The 16,755-nt window shown below is 63.9% G+C and carries 14 protein-coding genes; 8 read left to right on the top strand and 6 right to left on the bottom strand.

Annotated features, from left to right (window positions below; genetic code table 11):
- Positions 1-95: 95 nt before the first annotated feature.
- A complete protein-coding gene (locus tag FE240_RS16250) occupies positions 96-2,072 on the top strand; it encodes a ligand-gated channel protein (RefSeq protein ID WP_193002414.1) in 1,977 nt (658 codons plus the stop codon).
- Between the two features lie 383 nt (positions 2,073-2,455).
- On the opposite strand, the gene torA is transcribed toward FE240_RS16250, so the two are convergent.
- The 3 genes from torA to FE240_RS16235 all read right to left on the bottom strand — a co-directional run bounded on the left by torA (position 2,456) and on the right by FE240_RS16235 (position 6,674).
- A complete protein-coding gene (torA, locus tag FE240_RS16245; protein ID WP_193002412.1) occupies positions 2,456-4,936 on the bottom strand; it encodes a trimethylamine-N-oxide reductase TorA in 2,481 nt (826 codons plus the stop codon).
- A 25-nt stretch (positions 4,937-4,961) separates the two neighbouring features.
- On the bottom strand, positions 4,962-6,092 hold the full coding sequence (locus tag FE240_RS16240) for a NapC/NirT family cytochrome c (protein WP_404800035.1): 1,131 nt from the start codon (positions 6,090-6,092) through the stop codon (positions 4,962-4,964).
- A 318-nt stretch (positions 6,093-6,410) separates the two neighbouring features.
- The gene (locus tag FE240_RS16235; protein WP_042045951.1) at positions 6,411-6,674 is read right to left on the bottom strand and encodes a hypothetical protein; all 264 of its coding nucleotides are present in this window, start codon (positions 6,672-6,674) and stop codon (positions 6,411-6,413) included.
- 97 nt (positions 6,675-6,771) lie between these two features.
- Here FE240_RS16235 and FE240_RS16230 point away from each other — a divergent pair, with 97 nt between their 5' ends.
- From FE240_RS16230 to FE240_RS16215, 4 genes are all read left to right on the top strand, one after another.
- The gene (locus FE240_RS16230; protein ID WP_193002410.1) at positions 6,772-7,275 is read left to right on the top strand and encodes a GNAT family N-acetyltransferase; all 504 of its coding nucleotides are present in this window, start codon (positions 6,772-6,774) and stop codon (positions 7,273-7,275) included.
- Between the two features lie 55 nt (positions 7,276-7,330).
- Positions 7,331-7,801, top strand: a complete 471-nt coding sequence (locus FE240_RS16225; protein ID WP_042045955.1) for an Lrp/AsnC family transcriptional regulator — start codon at positions 7,331-7,333, stop codon at positions 7,799-7,801.
- A gap of 110 nt (positions 7,802-7,911) precedes the next feature.
- The gene (locus FE240_RS16220) at positions 7,912-8,172 is read left to right on the top strand and encodes a DUF2442 domain-containing protein (RefSeq protein WP_193002408.1); all 261 of its coding nucleotides are present in this window, start codon (positions 7,912-7,914) and stop codon (positions 8,170-8,172) included.
- Positions 8,173-8,264: 92 nt separating this feature from the next.
- On the top strand, positions 8,265-9,869 hold the full coding sequence (locus FE240_RS16215; RefSeq protein WP_193002406.1) for an alpha-amylase family glycosyl hydrolase: 1,605 nt from the start codon (positions 8,265-8,267) through the stop codon (positions 9,867-9,869).
- Positions 9,870-9,919: 50 nt separating this feature from the next.
- On the opposite strand, the gene FE240_RS16210 is transcribed toward FE240_RS16215, so the two are convergent.
- Positions 9,920-11,284 (bottom strand): PepSY-associated TM helix domain-containing protein, encoded by a 1,365-nt coding sequence (locus tag FE240_RS16210; protein WP_193002404.1) that lies wholly within the window; start codon positions 11,282-11,284, stop codon positions 9,920-9,922.
- Between the two features lie 178 nt (positions 11,285-11,462).
- On the opposite strand from FE240_RS16210, the gene FE240_RS16205 reads away from it, so the two are divergent.
- Positions 11,463-11,867, top strand: a complete 405-nt coding sequence (locus FE240_RS16205; protein WP_193002402.1) for a hypothetical protein — start codon at positions 11,463-11,465, stop codon at positions 11,865-11,867.
- A 33-nt stretch (positions 11,868-11,900) separates the two neighbouring features.
- Here the strand turns inward: FE240_RS16205 and FE240_RS16200 are convergent, their stop codons facing one another.
- Complete coding sequence (locus FE240_RS16200) at positions 11,901-13,271, bottom strand: ATP-binding protein (protein WP_193002400.1); 1,371 nt, start codon at positions 13,269-13,271, stop codon at positions 11,901-11,903.
- Positions 13,264-13,983, bottom strand: coding sequence for a response regulator (locus tag FE240_RS16195; protein ID WP_193002397.1), 720 nt, complete (start codon positions 13,981-13,983; stop codon positions 13,264-13,266). Before FE240_RS16195 ends, FE240_RS16200 begins: the two co-directional genes overlap by 8 nt.
- Before the next feature lie 206 nt (positions 13,984-14,189).
- Here FE240_RS16195 and FE240_RS16190 point away from each other — a divergent pair, with 206 nt between their 5' ends.
- A complete protein-coding gene (locus FE240_RS16190; RefSeq protein WP_193002395.1) occupies positions 14,190-14,552 on the top strand; it encodes a hypothetical protein in 363 nt (120 codons plus the stop codon).
- A gap of 183 nt (positions 14,553-14,735) precedes the next feature.
- The gene (locus FE240_RS16185; protein ID WP_193002393.1) at positions 14,736-16,727 is read left to right on the top strand and encodes a methyl-accepting chemotaxis protein; all 1,992 of its coding nucleotides are present in this window, start codon (positions 14,736-14,738) and stop codon (positions 16,725-16,727) included.
- Positions 16,728-16,755: the final 28 nt, after the last annotated feature.

The following is a 16,755-nucleotide window of genomic DNA, read 5'->3' as shown; positions in this document are numbered from 1 at the left end:
TACATAATCTTGTCTATCGATAAAATGGGGACACGTTCAGGCCTTCTAGCACCACGAGCCGTCTCACCCACGTTATCCAGATAAGAGCAGAGATCATGACTGTATTTCGTTATTCCCCGCTATCCACGTTCATCGTTGCCACCCTGGCTACCGGGGGGGCCCTGGCCGCGCCGAGTGATGAAGTCATGGTGGTGACCGCCTCGGGCTTCCAGCAGAAGATCGAGGACTCCGCCGCCTCCATCTCTGTGGTTACCCGAGAGGATCTGGAGAAGCGGGCCTACACCGACGTCACCGATGCCCTCAAGGATGTGCCGGGGGTGGTGGTGACCGGGGGCGGCAGCAGCCGCGACATTAGCATCCGCGGCATGGGGGCCAAGTACACCCTGATGCTGATCGACGGCCGCCGCGTCGATACCCGTGGCACCCGCCCCAACAGCGATGGCCCCGGCATTGAGCAGGGGTGGATGCCGCCCTTGCAGGCGATCGAGCGCATCGAGGTGGTGCGTGGCCCCATGTCCTCGCTCTATGGCTCCGATGCCATGGGGGGGGTCATCAACATCATCACCCGTAAGACCAGCAAGGGGCCCTGGCAGGGCACCCTGCACAGTGATGCCACCATGCAGGAGAACCGTGACTCGGGCGATCAGTTCCAGGGCAGCGGCTATGCCGGTGGCGCGCTCATCGACGGCCTGCTCGGCCTGCGCCTGACCGGCCAGATGCTGCGCCGTGATGAGGATCAGATCGTCAACGGCTTCAACGAGCAGCGCACCCGCAACGGCGGGGTGGCGCTGACCCTGACCCCCAGCGAGCAGCACCGCTTCGACCTCGATATCAGCCGCACCCTGCAAGATCGCAACGGCACCCCCGGCCAGTCGCGCGATCTGCTCAACAGCCGTGGTCAGCCCAACAGCGCCAGCCTCAACCGCTATGAGCACACCGTCTATGCCCTGACCCACAACGGCCAGTTCGATGGCGCCTCCTCGACCAGCTATGTGCAGCGCGAGCAGAGCAAGAACCCGGGCCGCGCGATGCAGCTCGACAACACCCTGTTCAACACCCAGACCCAGTTCAATCTGGGGGCTCACATCCTGAGTCTGGGTGGTCAGTACCGCTACGAAGAGCTGGAGGATCTTGGCAACCAGCTAGCCGGGGCCGGCCACGTCAATCAGCTCGATCGCCGTAGCTGGGCCCTGTTTGCCGAGGATGAGTGGGCCATCACCGATCGTTTCGCCCTGACCGGCGGCCTGCGTCTTGACGATGACGAGAACTACGGTAGCCACTGGTCACCGCGCCTTTACGGGGTATGGCATCTGGACGATGAGTGGACCCTCAAGGGGGGCGTCTCCAGCGGCTACCGCTCACCCGAACTGCGCATGGCGGCGGCCAACTGGGGTCAGGCCACCGGCGGCGGCAGCTCGGACGGGGTGATCGTCGGCAACCCCGACCTCAAGCCCGAGCAGAGCGTGAGCGAGGAGATCGCCCTGCTGTGGAACAACCGGGCCGGGCTCTCGACCGGCCTGACCCTGTTCAACACCGACTTCAAGGACAAGATCACCGAGGTGCGCCGTTGCAGCAGCGCGCAAGACCCGGCCTGTACCATCAACGGCCACAGCTATGACTTCGTGAGCGACCGGGTCAACGTCGACAAGGCCAACATGCGCGGGGTGGAGGGCACCTTGGAGTGGGCCATCAATGACGCCTGGTCGCTGGCCTCCAGCTACACCTGGACCGACTCGGAGCAAAAGAGCGGGGTGTTCAGCGGCCAGCCGCTCAACCAGATGCCGCGCCACATGTTCAACACCAAGGTCGACTGGGCGGCCGCCGATGATCTGGATGTGTGGGCGCGGGCCAACTTCCGCGGCAAGACTTCGGAATATCTGAACCGGGTCACCATGGCCGACGGCACCCCCTCCTACACCTTCGTCGATCTGGGGTTGCGCTATCGTGCCAACCGTCATCTGGACGTGACGGCCGGGGTCTACAACCTGCTCGACAAGACGGTGGATTACGCCAGCTATCAGACGGTGCTGGACGGGCGCCGCTACAACCTAGGGGTGACCTACAACTTCTAACCTGAGGGGGTCATAAGACCCCCTTTTCGCGGCTGGCCTTTGCCTGCGCGGACGTGTAGGCTGGGTTTCGGGTGGTGACGATAGCGCCACCACAACGGCAAGAGGTGCGTGCCTCTGATGTCGGCGGCACGCGATAGAGTCTCGGTCTGAAATGGAGCTCACATCATGAGTAAGTCCCACGGCAAAGATGCCAAGAAGAAACCGCAGATGACGTTGAAAGAGAAACGTGAGGCCAAGCGCCACAAGGATGAGTTGAAAAACGCCGCCGGTCCCATGAAGTAACCCACTTGCAGCATCAAGCCAGCCCGAGGGCTGGCTTTTTTATGCCTGAAAACCGACAAAAAAACGGCGCCGTCAGGCGCCGTTTTGGGTCTCGAGTCGGCTTAGGCGCCGGCCGGCACCGCGTGGGCGGTGTTGCGCGGGGCGGGGCCGCTGAACTTCTCCACCTCCAGTTGGGCCATGTGGCCGCAGTTACCCTGGGCCAGGCTCGATGAGCCCACGTCGAAGGTGAGGCAGTTGACGTTGCCGTTCTTGCACAGGCTGCCCGGCTTGCCCGGCTCGGCTGGATCGAACCAAGCCCCCTCGCAGATCCGCACCGCTCCTTGGCGGATCTCGTCCGACACCAGGGCCCCAACCAGGATCTGGCCGCGATCGTTGAAGGCGCGCACCAGATCGCCATTTTGAATGCCGCGCGCCTTGGCGTCCTCGGGGTGAATCAGGATCGCCTCCCGATCGGCCACCGCGAACTTGTCGCGCAGCGGGGTGTTGTCGAGCTGGGAGTGCAGCCGCTGGGTCGGGTGCGCGGTGTTGAGCGAAAGCGGGTAGCGTTTGGCCTCTTCGCCCTTGTACCACTCCTTGGGCTCATACCACTTGGGATGGCCGGCGCAGTCGGCGTAACCCATGCCGGCCACCGTCTTGGAGAAGATCTCTATCTTGCCGGACGGGGTGCCGAGCGGGTTGAGCAGCGGATTGTCGCGAAAATCGCCGTGACGCACCCAGTTACGGTTCGCCTCGGGCACCGGGAAGCGTACGTAGTTGTTGGACTCCCAGAACAGGTTGAACGGCGGCAGCGGCACCCGGGCGGCGCGCGCCTGGGCGGCCATGCCGTCGTACATCTGCTTGAGCCACAGCATCTCGTCCTTGCCCTCGGAGTACTGCTCCTGCACGCCCAGCTTGGCGGCCAGCGCGCTGAAGATGTCGAAGTCGTTGCGCGACTCAAACTGGGGCGGCACGCACTGGTGCATCGGGAACACGTAGCGCTGGGAGTAGTCGCCGCCCATCTCCAGATCGTTGCGCTCATAGCTGGTGGTCACCGGCAGCACGATGTCGGCGTGCTTGGCGGTGGCGGTCCAGTAAGGCTCGTGCACGATCACGGTCTGCGGACGGCGCCAGGCCTCGAGCAGGGTGTTGGTGTCCTGATGGTGGTGGAAGGGGTTACCACCCGCCACATAGACCATCTTGATGTCCGGATAGGTCACCTTGCGGCCGTTGAAGTCGATGGTCTTGCCGGGGTTGGCAAGGCAGTCGGCGATACGGGCCACCGGGATCGGTGCCGGGCTGTTGGCCGGCGCGTTACCGGCCGAGATCCCGGCCAGAATGCCACCCTTGGCGGTCGGGCTGCCGCCGGAGGAGTAGTGGTAGCTAAAGCCAAAACCGCCGCCCGGCAGGCCGATCTGGCCCAGCATGGCGGCCAGGGTGACCAGCATCCAGTTCGGCTGCTCGCCGTGGTGCTGCCGCTGCATGCCCCAGCCGGCCATGATCATGGTGCGCTTGGCGGCCATGTCGAGGGCGAGCTGGCGAATGATCTTGGCGTCGACGCCGCAGATCTCGGCCGCCCACTCGGCGCTCTTGGGCTGACCATCCTCCTTGCCGAGCAGGTAGGCAAGGAACTGCTCGAACCCGACCGTGTAGCGATCGAGGAAGGCCTGATCGTGCTTCTGCTCGCTGTACAGGGTGTGGGCTACCCCCAGCATCATGGCGACGTCGGTGTAGGGGCGCGGGGCAATCCACTCGGCGCCGACCTGCTTGGCGGTCTCGTTGTGCACCGGATCGATGCTGATGATGCGGGTGCCCTTCTTCTTGAGGGCCTCAAAGCCGGCCTGCCCCTCGTGATCCGGCATGTTCCAGCTGTTTTTCAGGGTGACTTGGGCGTTGACCCCCCACAGCACCACCAGTTCGGCGTGCTCGACCACGTTGGGCCAGGCGGTCTGCTGCTCGTACACCTCGATGGAGCCCATCACGTGGGACATGATCACCTGGGCCGCGCCGGTGGAGTAGTCGCCGGCATAGCCGGTGAAGCCGCCCGCCAGGTTCATCAGGCGGTGCAGCAGGGTGCGGCAGTTGTGGAACATGCCCACGCTCTTCCAGCCGTAGGAGCCCGCATGGATGGCCTGCGGGCCGAAATCACGCTGGATGCGCCGGATCTCGCCAGCCACCAGTTCGATGGCGTGCTCCCAGCTCACCCGCACCCACTCATCGGCGCCGCGCAGTTCCGGCTTGGCGCCAGGGCCGTGCTCAAGCCAGCTCTTGCGCACCATGGGGTACTTGATGCGGTTCTTGGCATGCACCTGATAGGGCGCCATCTCGATGAGATCGTTAGGGGCCGGATCGTCGGCGACCGGCTGGACGCGCACCATGCGCCCCTCCTCGACGATGGCCTCGAAGGCGCCCCAGTGGGCGCCGGTCAGAATGCCCTTCTGGGCTGGCACCAGGGTCGGGAACTGCTCCAGTGCGGTGCTGATGGCTTGGGCCAGGGCACTTTTCGGGAACAGACCGCCGAGCAGTGGCAGGGCGGCGCAGGCGCCGAGCCCTTTGAGCAGGGCGCGGCGGGAGAGGTCCGGTTGCTGCGATTTACATGTGGTCATGGAGTGCTTCCTCTTCGGTCCGTTCTCAGTGGGCGGCCATGTCGCTGGCGTGTTTTTGCACATACTGGGTCAGCATGCGCGCCTGTTCCGGGGTGAGGGAGGTGCGCGACTCCATCCCCTTGATGACGCCGATCCACTGGTTGGCGTTGAAGTGATCCAGGGCGGTGAGGCCGTGGCAGCCGGTGCAGTTGTTGGACATCAGGTTGGCCGCGTACTGCCACAGCTTCTCCTGCTCGCCGATGAGCTGGCTCTGGTCGACCCAAGCGGTCAGGCTGACCTGGTGCCAGGTGAGGTTGGTGGCGCTGTCGGTCTCGCTCTGGCCTGTGGTGAGCTGCGCCTTGGCCTTGTCACCGAGCAGCACGCTCAAGATCCGTTTGCCGGGGGCGGCGTAGAACACCTCGCTCACCCCATCCTGCTGCCAGCCCTCAATGCGCACTTGGGCGCGGCCGTTTTCATTGGCCAGCACCTCTACTTGGGTGGAGGGCATCAGGTTGCCCTCGTTGGCCTCCGCCTTGGCGTCCAGATAAAGCGGGGTGGTGGCGATGGCATAGCGGGTGGTGACTGAGGCCGGAGTCTGGGCGGCGGCCTGGGCCAGTTCGCTGGCGCCGGCGGCGGCCAGCTCACTCATGTCGGGCATGATGTGGGCCACGCCGCGGTGGCAGTCGATGCAGGTCTGCCCTTCCTTGATGGCGACCGGGTGCTCGGCACGGGCGTTGGGGCGCTGGGCCAGCACGTCCATCGCTTCGTAGCTGTGGCAACTGCGGCAGGTGGCTGAGTCGTTGGCCTTGAGCTGATCCCACACGCTCTGCGCCATGCGCAGCTTGTGGGATTCGTATTTTTCCGGGCTATCTAAGGTGCCGATCGCCTCGTGATAGATGTCCTTCACGGCGCGGATCTTGGTCCACAGGTAGGCGGTCGGTTCATTGGGGATGTGGCAGTCGGCGCACTCGGCGCGGATCCCCTTGGGGTTTTGGAAGTGAACGCTGCCCTGGTATTCGGCGAGCGGGGTCTGCATCGAGTGGCAGGAGACGCAAAATTCGGTAGAGCTGGTCTTGTGCAGTACGGTGACGGTGACGCCGAGGGCGGCGACGCCGAGCAGGGCACCGAGCAGCAGGATCCAGAACCAGGGCTTCTTGAACAGGGAGCCAGCGATCATGGGGGCCTCACATGTGCGGTTGTGCGGACGCGTTCAGCCTGGTGAGCCGGGGTCAAGGCGTGGCCACGACACGGCGTTTCAGTGCTGAATTTAATTCCGCTTTATTGTGTTTTTGTTGGATGTAATGGAAGTGCGCGGCGAGTTTAACACACAATATTTCTATGGTTAACGCGAAAGCACCACCAAAGAGATAGTTCTTGCGGGGTAAGCGTAGGCGGGAGAGTGGGGTGACACCAGCCCCCGTTTCAGGGGGCGCAGGCCGTGGCCTATGGGGCGGCCGGCAGAGAGACAACCAGCCGGCCAGGGGGCGAGCGGGGGTTACGCTTCCTCTGCCCAGGGCATCTCGGGCAGGGTATCGAGCAAGCCTTGGTAGCGCTCGAGATTGAAGGGGCCCTGGTCGGCCTCCATCGCCATCAGCTCGGCGCCGAGAGCGCAGACGATGTAGTCGATGGCCTCTTCCCGTGGCAGCCCCTTCATGGTCAGGCGCAGCAGGGTGGCGGTGACGTGGGGAGGGTTGCGCTCTGCCAGTTGGTTGGCCACGATCTCGCGCAGGCCGGCTTCGTCAAAAAGTTGTTCGCTCATGGGCTCTCCTCGTTGCGAGCGGCGAGTATATCACGGCAGGTCGCTTGCCTTGCCGCCCCCTTCTCCGGCACCCTGCTTCTTTTCGATGGAGAGTTCCATGCATATCGAGAGCGAACGGCTGCGCTTGCGCGAACTGGTGGCGGAGGATGCCCCCTTCATCCTGACCCTGCTCAACGACCCCGATTTTCACCGCCACATCGGCGATCGCGGGGTGCGCGATCTGGCCGCCGCGCGCGACTATATCGAGCAGGGGCCGCGTCTGAGCTATGCCCGTCACGGCTTTGGTCTCTATCTCATGGAGCGGCGCAGTGATGGGGCGGCCATGGGGATCTGTGGCCTGGTCAAGCGCGATCATCTGCCCGATGTGGACATCGGCTACGCCCTGCTGCCGGCCTTTCGCCGTCAGGGTTATGCCATGGAGGCGGCTCAGGCGGCCCTGCGCGATGGGCGGGAGCGGCTCGGCATCAAGCGAGTGGTCGGCATCGTCAGCGCCGGCAACCGCGACTCCATCGCCCTGCTCGAGCGGCTGGGGCTGCATGAGAGCGGCACCGTCATGATGGGCGAGGAGGCGTGTCTGCTGCTGGTGCCCGCCACTGATTGAGTTTGCCCCGACAAAAAGGCACTCTGAGGGGAACATCAAGACTCTGGGAGAAGGAATGAAAAACCTGGATCAACTCGACCTGGACATATTGTCCCACCTGTTTCGCGACGCGGGCATGACCAACAAGGATCTGGCGGCCCTGGTCGGCGTGGCCCCCTCGACCTGCCTCGAGCGGGTGCGCAAGTTGCAGGCGGAAGGGGTGTTGCTGGGGGCCCACTGTGAGGTGGATCACCAGGCCCTCGGTGGTCACATACAGGCCATGGTATCGCTGCGGCTAGCCCGCCACAGCCGCCAGATCATCGATGAGCTGCGCGACGCCATCATAGGTCTGCCCGAGGTGATCAGCCTGTTCCACATGGGGGGCAAGGATGATTTCCTGGTGCACCTGTGCGTGCCCGATACCGATCACCTGCGCAATTTCGTGTTCGACAATTTCACCTCTCGCGAGGAGGTGGTGCATCTGGAAACCTCGCTGGTGTTTGAGCACCGTTTCAGCCGCTCCTTGCCTTGTTTCATCGGCTCCTGAGGGGCCGGTTTGACCAAGTGGGGGGAGAATTACAAAAACGTTTTCTTTTGCCTTTTCCTTAGGCTGTAGCGTTTTATAATGGCTCTGCTGTTTATAGTAGAGCCAAGTTAATGCCTTTTTTCATTGATGTAGAATTCCTATCTGGCTGGCGCCTGTTTGTCGTGCTCTCCGATGGCACGACCGGTGTGTTGGACCTGTCCGAGTGGAAGATGCAGCCCCGCTGCGCGACGCTGCGGGATGAACGCGAGTTTGCCCGGGTGGCCATCGACGATCACCACGCCTTGAGCTGGCCGGGAGGCCCTCGGTTGGCTGCCCATGAGGTGTATCACCGCATCCGCCGTGACGAGGGCGCCCCCTTTTCTACCTGTTGAGGCGCCGCGGGTAACGGTTTCAGTCACGGTCGCTTGGCGTCGCTCCCGTTAATATGGAGGCCAAATAGTCACTCCACAGCGGGAAGATAACAATGAAACATGGATGGACACGCCGTGGCGCGCTCGGCGCCTTCACTCTGCTGCTGACGGCTTGCGGCGGTGGTGGCGGCGGCAGTAGCAGCACTCCCACCACGCCGACCAACCCCCAACCGCCGGTTCAGCAGGCGACCCGGGCCTGCTATGGCGAGAACCAGGCTGCCTGTAACCTGCGGATGTACCAGGTGATGGTCGAGTCATTCGTCGACGGCGATGCCAGCCGGGGCTATGGGGTCGGCTATGGCCCCTCCCAGCACCAAGGGGATCTGGCCGGTATCCGCCAGAGCCTGGATCACATCGCCTCGCTCGGGGTCAACGCCCTGTGGCTGACTCCGGTGTTTGACTCCTGCGCTGGCCAGAGTGGCGACGATCGCCTCGACGCCACCGGCTACTACGCCTGCAACTACTTCAAGGTTGACCCCAACTTCGGTACCAACGAAGAGCTCAAGGCGCTCATCGACGAGGCCCACGCCAAGGGGCTGTACGTCTTCCTCGACGGTGTCTTTGGTCACGTCAACAAGGTCGGGATCAGCGAACCCTCGCCCGAGGGGCGCCTGCCGGCGCTCAAGAGCGACAGCCCGGGCCAGTTGGTGGATTACAGCAAGCCGCAGAGCCTGGCCTACTTCCAGGAGGTGGCCCGCTACTGGATCGAGCAGTACGGCATCGACGGCTGGCGTCTCGATCAGGCCTATCAGGTCGATCTGGCCAGTTGGCGCGCCATCCGCAAGACGGTGGAAGAGACCAGTGCCGCCCGCAAGGCCAAGGGAGAGCAGTGGGGCACTCTGGGCTACATGGTGGGTGAGGTGTGGAACGACGCCAACACCATCTCCCAGACCGCCTACGGCCCGGCCAGCGCCCCGGCGCTTGGCTCGGCCTTCGACTTCCCGCTGCGCTATGGTCTGGTGCAGGCACTGGCGGTCGAGGAGTCGGGTAAGGGAGGCCAAGGTGCAGCCGTGCTCGACGCGGCCTGGAACAAGGTCGAGAACTACCCGGCCCACGCCATGCCCAACCTGATGCTGGGGAACCACGATCTGGTGCGCTTCGGCGACCTGCTCGAGCGCGGCCACTTCGACCCTGCCGGCTACTGGCTGCGTCACAAGGCCGCCTTCAGCTTCCTGGCCGCCCGCTCCGGCCCCATCACCTTCTATTACGGTGAGGAGTGGGGTGACGAAGTGCCCGGTTTTGCCGCCAAGGTGACCAGTGACTGCGCCGCCAAGGGGTTGTGTGACGACCATGTGTCGCGCAGCGATGGCAAGGTGCCGGCCAACTTCACCCCGAGCGCCGAGCAGAGCGATCTCAAGGCCTACCTGGCTCAATTGATGCAACTGCGCGCCGCTCATCCGGCCCTCTATCGGGGTGAGCGCAGCAAGCTGGTGGCCGAGGGGAGTCTCTATGGCGACATCAAGTCGGCCGATGGGGAGCAGATCGTCTACCTACTCAACGTCTCCAGCGCTCCGCTGAGCTACACCCTGCCGGCCGGCAAGCTGGGCAGTGCGGCGTCACTGGTCGACATGCTGACCGGTGAGAAGATCCTGCTTGGTGGTGGTAGCCAGGCTATCGATGTGCCGGCGTTAACCGGGCGCTTCCTGCTGGCCCAGTAAGACATGCACGTAGCAAAGAGGCCCTGCGGGGCCTCTTTTTTTGTCCTGTTTCAGGCCCTGACCGGCAGCAGGCGGCGCCCGGCCAGCCACAGGGCATCAAGCCCCCAGATGAGCAGCAAGGAGGCGCCCAGCAAGGGGAAGGCCAGCCCCAGCCCAATCAGCAACAGGGCCGCGCCGCGCCAGCCCGGCAGGACGGCGGGCAGGGAAGGGAGACCGAGACGGCCGGCCGGACGGCGGCGCCACCAGATCCACAACCCCGATAGGCAAGAGCCGATCACCATGAGGCACAGGGCCAGCATCAGCAACTGATGGGGGAGGCCATACATACGCCCCATGTGCAGCATCACCGAGGTCTCGACCGTCTTGGCCACGGCGCCATAGTCCTGCCAGCGCACATCGGCCAGCACCTGGCCGCTGTACTGATCGAGGTGCAAGGTGGCGTCGTTGCGCGGATCATCGGCGAACAGGGCGATGGTGAAGACCCCGCTCTCCCCCTTGGGCAGGCTGATGCTGTAACCCGGCGTCACGCCGCGATCGCGGGCGATATCGACCACCTTTTGCAGCGGGATGCGCCCCGCCACCGTGCCGTGCTCGGCCATGGCGTGACCGTGATGGGCGGTGTGGGAGCGCGGCAGCGGCAGGGTCTCGGCGCCCCAGGCGACGGTCTGCTGGTGCGGCTGGTTCAGGCTGCGGCTGAGGGTTGAGCTGGGCACCTCGTTCCACATGGCCGCCGGGAAGCGGTTCCACAGGTCGGCGAAACGCTGGCCCCAGATGCCGGTCCAGGTCATGCCGCTCAAGGCAAAAAAGAGCAGGCCGGCCGCTCCCCAGAGGCCGAGCACCGCATGCAGGTCGCGCCACCACAGGCGGCCGCGGCGATCCGGGCGTGGCAGCAGGATCCCCTGCATGCCCCCCTTCTGTCGTGGCCACCACAGGTAGAGGCCCGAGCAGAGCAGCAGCAGGGTCCAGCCGGCGGCCAGCTCAATCACCGCGTCGCCGGTGTTGCCCAGCATCAGCTCGGCGTGCAGGGCACGGGCGATGGCTTGCAGGTTGTCATGGGCATCCAGAGCGCCGAGCAGGGCGCCATCGGCCGGATTGATGAAGAGGTTCAGCTCGTGCTCCCCACTGCGCAGCACGAACTGGGCGCTGCGATCTGATGCGCTGGGGGGCAGATACTGGGTCAGGACGGCATCCGGATAGGCCGCCTGTGCCACGGCAGCGAGCCGATCGGCAGAGAGGGGGTGTGCGATGGGGGTGACCTGAAGCAGGTGCGGGTACATCAGCTCGTCGAGCTGAGGCTTGAACAGATAGATGATCCCGGTCACCGAGAGCAGGATCAGCAGGGGAGCGAGGAAGAGGCCGGCCAGAAAGTGCCAGCGCCAGGCGCGTTGATAGAAGGCGGTATCTGAGGTGGCCACTGGGTGTCCTTAGCAAAGGTTATAGCTGGTGGAAGGTTTGTGCCGCGCATCCTACAGGCAACGTTTTGTTAACGCCAGTGTTGCATGAGGGAGGGAAAAGCCTTTCCAACCGGCCATCGGCCATGTATTAACTGCATGGATGTGTTGATGAAATGTTGGATGTAAAGGACGCAGAGTGATGCAGCCACACGGCGATTTTCAGGTGCAAAGGCAGGGAGCCATGGTGATTTGCCGCCCGAGCGGCCCGTTCAACCTCGATGGTGCCAGGGCCTATGAAGCGCAATTTCTGGATACGGTAGCGCCGCTGCTCGGGCAGCGCTGGGGGATTGTCGAGATCGCCAGTCAGTTCGAAGCGGCAGGGCCTGAGGTCATGGCGCATTTTCGTAGGCAGTTTGACTGGTGCCAGCGCCACGGGTGCCGCTTTCTGGCGCTGGTGTGCGAGGGGGCCTTCAAGCGCTACATGGCCGAGCGCATCTTTGCCGACATTCCCTTTGAAGCGATGGCTCACTTCGGTGACGAGGGGACGGCGAGGCAGTGGCTGGCCCATCGATTGGGTGGGCCGCGGCCCGCCGCAGGGGAGTGATCGCCCACATCCGTGTGCGCCATGCGTCACCCGCTAGAGGGGCAGCGTGACCCGCGCCTCCAGCCCCCCGGCGGGGCGGTTGTGCAGGGTCAGCTCGCCACCATGCTGGTGGATCAGGGTGCGAGCGATGGCCAGCCCCAGCCCCACGCTGCCACTTTCGGTGTTGCGGGCCTCGTCGAGCCGTACAAACGGCTTGAACACCTCTTCGATCTGTTGCTCGTCGATACCGGGCCCCTCATCGCTGACGCAGATCACCAGCAGCCCCTTCTGGCGCTCCAGGCTTACGTCGGCGCTACCGGCGTACTTGATGGCGTTGCCGATCAGGTTTTGCAGCACCCGGCGCATGGCGTTCGGCCGGCAGGCGTAGACCTGCTTGCCCTCGGCCAGGCTGGTCACCTGCTCGCCCATGTCGCTGTAGTCGTCGCAGATGCTCTCGATGAGGCTTACCAGATCCAGCTCGCGGGTTGGCTCCTGCTGCCCCTCTTCCCGGGCAAAGCTCAGGGTGGCCGCGAGCATCTGCTCCATCTGTTGCAGGGTCTGCTGGATGCGCTCTTTATCCTCCCCATCGGCCAGGAATTCGCTGCGCAATCTCAGGCTGGTGATGGGGGTGCGCAGGTCATGGGAGATGGCCGCCAGCATGCGGGTGCGATCCTGCACGAAACGGTTGAGCCGGGTCTGCATTCGGTTGAAGGCGATGATGCTGCCGCGCACCTCAGCCGGGCCGTTCTCGGCCAGTGGCTCGATATCCTCGCCACGGCCGAGCCGCTCGGCATTGGCTGCCAGCTGCTTGAGCGGGCGGGTGGCGCGGCGCAGCAGCCACACCATGATCCCGATCACCAGGGTGGCGACCAGCAGCAGGTTGAGGGTGGTGCGCAGCGACCAGCCGGCCCCTTCGCTGTCGACCAGCGAGCTGAAGTTGAGCCAGCGACCGTGACCGAGTTCGATGGAGCCGTACAGGCGCATGTCTTGCTGCGGTGGGCGCATCCGTTCACCCATCATGCGGGCGTGGTGACGCCACGCCTTGCTGCGTTGGGCGGCCTCTTTGAGTTCGGCGCTGATCTCGATGCGTAGCTGCTGCGGGTGGTTGAGGCGGGCGCGCAGCAGTTGCTCGAACTGGGGGCTGCGGGTCTCCGGTTGCAGCGGCTCCTCCGCTAGGCGCAGCAGCAGGGTTTCGCTGCGGCTCGCCTTGAGGATCTCGTCATAGAGGTAGGGGGGCGACTGGGTTAGCAGACTCACCACGGAGGAGAGGCGCTGCATGGCGTTGCGACTGCTGACAAAGCCGAGTGCCTCTTCCCGATCGGAGCGGTAGATTTGCAGCGAGAGCAGTTGGATCAGCAGCAGACCGGTGAGGGTCACCAGGATGATCTGGCCGGCCAGACTACCGGGCCACAGGCGCTTAGGCATCCTGCACCTCGGCGGCAAACAGGTAGCCGCCACCCCAAATGGTCTTGATCAGCTCCGGGTTCTTGGGATCGCGTTCGAGCTTACGGCGCAGGCGGCTGACCAGGGTATCGATGGCGCGATCGAAGGCCTGGGCCTCGCGGCCGCGCGCCAGATCGAGCAGTTGATCCCGGCTCAGCACCCGCTGTGGCCGCTCGATGAAGACCTTAAGCAGATCGAATTCGGCGGTGGAGAGGCTGTGGGCCACCCCCGCTTCGTCGACCAGTTCACGGCGGTTGAGATCGAGTCGCCAACGGTCAAAGCGCAGCTCGGAAGGCAGGTCGGTGGGGCGCTCGGGCTCGGCATGGGTGCGGCGCATCACCGCCTTGATGCGGGCCAGCAGCTCGCGCGGGTTGAACGGTTTGGCCAGGTAGTCGTCGGCCCCCATCTCGAGGCCAATGATGCGGTCGGTCTCCTCGCCCATGGCGGTGAGCATGATGACCGGAATGCTGGATTTGACCCGCAGCTCGCGGCACAGGGTGAGGCCATCTTCGCCCGGCATCATCAGATCGAGCACGATCAAATCCATCTCCCGCTCTTCCAGCAGGCGTTTCATCTCGCGCCCGTCGCGGGCTACGCTGACGCGAAAGCCGTGTTGCTCGAGAAAGCGCTTGAGCAGATCGCGGATCTCGCCGTGGTCGTCGACCACCAGGATATGGGGGGACTCCTGCTTCATGACTACCTCATCTGGTTCATCTGGTTGCGAGTATACGGAAAAGAAGCGCGCGGTTTGTGGCAAAGTGTGGCAAACCCGCGCTCCGACATACTCTGCTACAAAAAAGGCCCCAACTGGCATAATTGAGACAAGAGAAAGGGCTGTAATGACCTCAAGCAAGGCGAATGGCCGCCTTGAACCACTGAATCACGAAGAGGAGTTGCACCATGAAAAAGCTGACCAAGACCCTGCTGGCGACCACCCTGATCCTCGGCCTGCCGCTCGGTGCCTACGCGGCCAGTGAAGCTGCCGCCACTGCGCCGGCGACCGCTCAGTCCACTGCGACCCCCTGCCCTATGGGTGGCCCCATGATGGACGGCAAGGGCCCGCATCACGGCAAGCGCCACGACCGCATGATGCGGATGCAGAACATGACCCCTGAGCAGATGAAGGCCAACTTGCAGCAGCGTTACGACAAGATTGAAGATCCGGCCAAGAAGGCTGAGTTCATCAAGAATCTGGACGTGCGTTCTGACACCATGACCAAGCACGCTGAGGTGATGAAAGAGTTCGCTGACGCCAACAAGTAATCCCGTTCTCATGTCAAAAGGGAGGTCGTATGACCTCCCTTTTTTTGTGTCTGCGTTCACGTATTCGGATAAAACGAGCTAAATACGCTCATTTTGTGAGCGAACACGCTCATCATGCGCATGTTCGTGCCGATAGGGTCAAGGTTGATAATGCGACTAGACCCGACGGTACAGGGAGGCAAGATGAGTGTATTGACTGCCACGATTCGTGGCCGCTACACGGCGGTATTTGTTCTTTTCATGGTGCTGGTGACAGGGCTGACCGTGCTCGGCATCCAGTTGTGGGTCAAGCCGCGTCTGCAACAGGCGGCCGAGCAGAATCTGGCCTTGCTGGTCAGCGAGATTGCCACCGACATCACCCGCGAACTGGATGCGGTGCAGAGTCAGGCGCGGGCGATCACCCAGTTGGTGCCTGAGCTTGGCAGCGAGCAGATTGACGCCCTGCTGCCCAGCCTTATCGATCAATACGGCAATGCCATGGTGTTCGGGGGTGGCATCTGGCCGCTGCCCAATCAGCGCGCCGAAGGGCGCGACAAGTTCAGCACCTTCTATCACCGTGACGCCGGCAACCAGCTCATCGTCAATACCTACTGGAACTCGTCCGAGGCCCCCAACTACTACGAGCAGCCCTGGCACAGGGCCGGGCAGCAGGCGCCGCGTGGCCAGTGCGTCTGGGCGGCGGCCTACAAGGATGGTGCCAGCGCCCAGCCGCGCACTAACTGCGCCATGGGGATCTATCGGGGGGGCGCTCTTTATGGGGTGTCGACCATCGACGTGACCTTGGGTTTTTTCAACGATCTGGTGGCCAAGAAGGAGCGCGAGATCGGTGGCCAGGTGCTGATCGTGGAAGGCGATGGCAAGATCCTGAGCCGCAACGGTGCGCTGCAAGGGGATGTGGTGCTGAGCAACCTCTCCGAGCAGGGTAAAGACCCCTTTGCCAGCGCCCTGCGCCCGCTGCTCGCCCAGGTGCAAGGGGATGTGGTGCGCGGTACCTTCAGCGCTCAGGGTGAAGAGCAGACCCTGCTGTTACAGGCGGTGCCGGGTACCCCATGGCTGCTGGCGACCGCGCTGCCGACTCGGGTATTGACCCAGAGCAGCAGTGAGGTGCTGACGCTGCTCGCCTCGATCCAGTTGCCGCTGGTGGGGCTCTTGTTCCTGCTGATGTTGTGGGCCATTCGCCAGCTTGGTCAGCGCTTGGCGGAACTCAAGTGCAACATCGAGGCGCTTTCGGCCGGAGATGCCGATCTGACCGCCCGGATCCGGGTCAGCGGCTCCGATGAAATCGATCAGATAGCCGGCTCCATCAACCACTTCATCGCCTATCTGCAACAGCTGATGCGTGAGGTCACCGACTCCAGCGCCCTGTTTGTGCGTGAGCTGGAACGCCTTGGAGGGCAGACCAGCGACTCCCACGCTACGCTGGCGCGCCATGCGGCGGAGACCGAGCAGGTGGTGACGGCGGTCAACGAGCTGAGCTCCACCGCCGATAGCGTGGCGGGCCATGCCACCGAGACCGCGGACTTCACCCGCCAGGCCAGCAGCCAGGCAGAGCACTCGCGCGCTGTGGTAGCCAGTGCCTCGGCCAGCGTCATGGCGCTGATCGACGAGGTGGATGCTGCCGCCGCCAAGGTGCAGACCATGCAGGAGGAGGCCAACCACATCAGCTGCGTGCTCGGGGTGATCGGCGGTATCGCCGAACAGACCAACTTGCTGGCGCTTAACGCGGCCATTGAGGCGGCGCGGGCCGGTGAGCAGGGGCGGGGGTTTGCCGTGGTGGCCGACGAGGTGCGGGCCTTGGCGGCACGCACCCAGAACAGCACGGCCGAAGTGGGGGGCATGTTGAGCCGCTTGACCCAGGGGGTAGCCCAGGTGGTCGTCGCCATGGAGCAGACCAAGCGGCGCTGCCAGGAGGCCGCCAGCACCACGGGTGAGGTGAACGAAGGGCTCGACAGCATGGCCGACTCTGTGGTGCGCATCAACGACCTCAGCAGCCAGATTGCCACGGCGGCGGAGGAGCAGAGTCGGGTCACCGAGGAGATCAACCGCAACATGGTGGCGATCCGCGACATGCTGAGCCATCTGGCAGACAGCGTCGAGTCGACCCGGGAGAGCACGACGACCCTGACCGGCGCCAACCAGCAATTGCAACAGATGGTTCACCGTTTCAGGGTGTGAACTATCTAAAAGGGAGGGGCGGTCAGCT

Source organism: Aeromonas simiae (genome assembly GCF_014892695.1).
GTDB lineage: Bacteria > Pseudomonadota > Gammaproteobacteria > Enterobacterales > Aeromonadaceae > Aeromonas > Aeromonas simiae.
Note: the sequence above shows the minus strand (reverse complement) of the source record. Positions and strands in the feature narration are given on the sequence as shown.

Coding starts and splice junctions, on each gene's coding strand:
- torA (WP_193002412.1), bottom strand. CDS start 4,936: ATGACCACATGTAAATCGCAGCAACCGGACCTCTCCCGCCGCGCCCTG.
- FE240_RS16235 (WP_042045951.1), bottom strand. CDS start 6,674: ATGAGCGAACAACTTTTTGACGAAGCCGGCCTGCGCGAGATCGTGGCC.
- FE240_RS16220 (WP_193002408.1), top strand. CDS start 7,912: ATGCCTTTTTTCATTGATGTAGAATTCCTATCTGGCTGGCGCCTGTTT.
- FE240_RS16205 (WP_193002402.1), top strand. CDS start 11,463: ATGCAGCCACACGGCGATTTTCAGGTGCAAAGGCAGGGAGCCATGGTG.
- FE240_RS16250 (WP_193002414.1), top strand. CDS start 96: ATGACTGTATTTCGTTATTCCCCGCTATCCACGTTCATCGTTGCCACC.
- FE240_RS16240 (WP_404800035.1), bottom strand. CDS start 6,092: ATGATCGCTGGCTCCCTGTTCAAGAAGCCCTGGTTCTGGATCCTGCTG.
- FE240_RS16230 (WP_193002410.1), top strand. CDS start 6,772: ATGCATATCGAGAGCGAACGGCTGCGCTTGCGCGAACTGGTGGCGGAG.
- FE240_RS16225 (WP_042045955.1), top strand. CDS start 7,331: ATGAAAAACCTGGATCAACTCGACCTGGACATATTGTCCCACCTGTTT.
- FE240_RS16190 (WP_193002395.1), top strand. CDS start 14,190: ATGAAAAAGCTGACCAAGACCCTGCTGGCGACCACCCTGATCCTCGGC.
- FE240_RS16215 (WP_193002406.1), top strand. CDS start 8,265: ATGAAACATGGATGGACACGCCGTGGCGCGCTCGGCGCCTTCACTCTG.
- FE240_RS16195 (WP_193002397.1), bottom strand. CDS start 13,983: ATGAAGCAGGAGTCCCCCCATATCCTGGTGGTCGACGACCACGGCGAG.
- FE240_RS16185 (WP_193002393.1), top strand. CDS start 14,736: ATGAGTGTATTGACTGCCACGATTCGTGGCCGCTACACGGCGGTATTT.
- FE240_RS16200 (WP_193002400.1), bottom strand. CDS start 13,271: ATGCCTAAGCGCCTGTGGCCCGGTAGTCTGGCCGGCCAGATCATCCTG.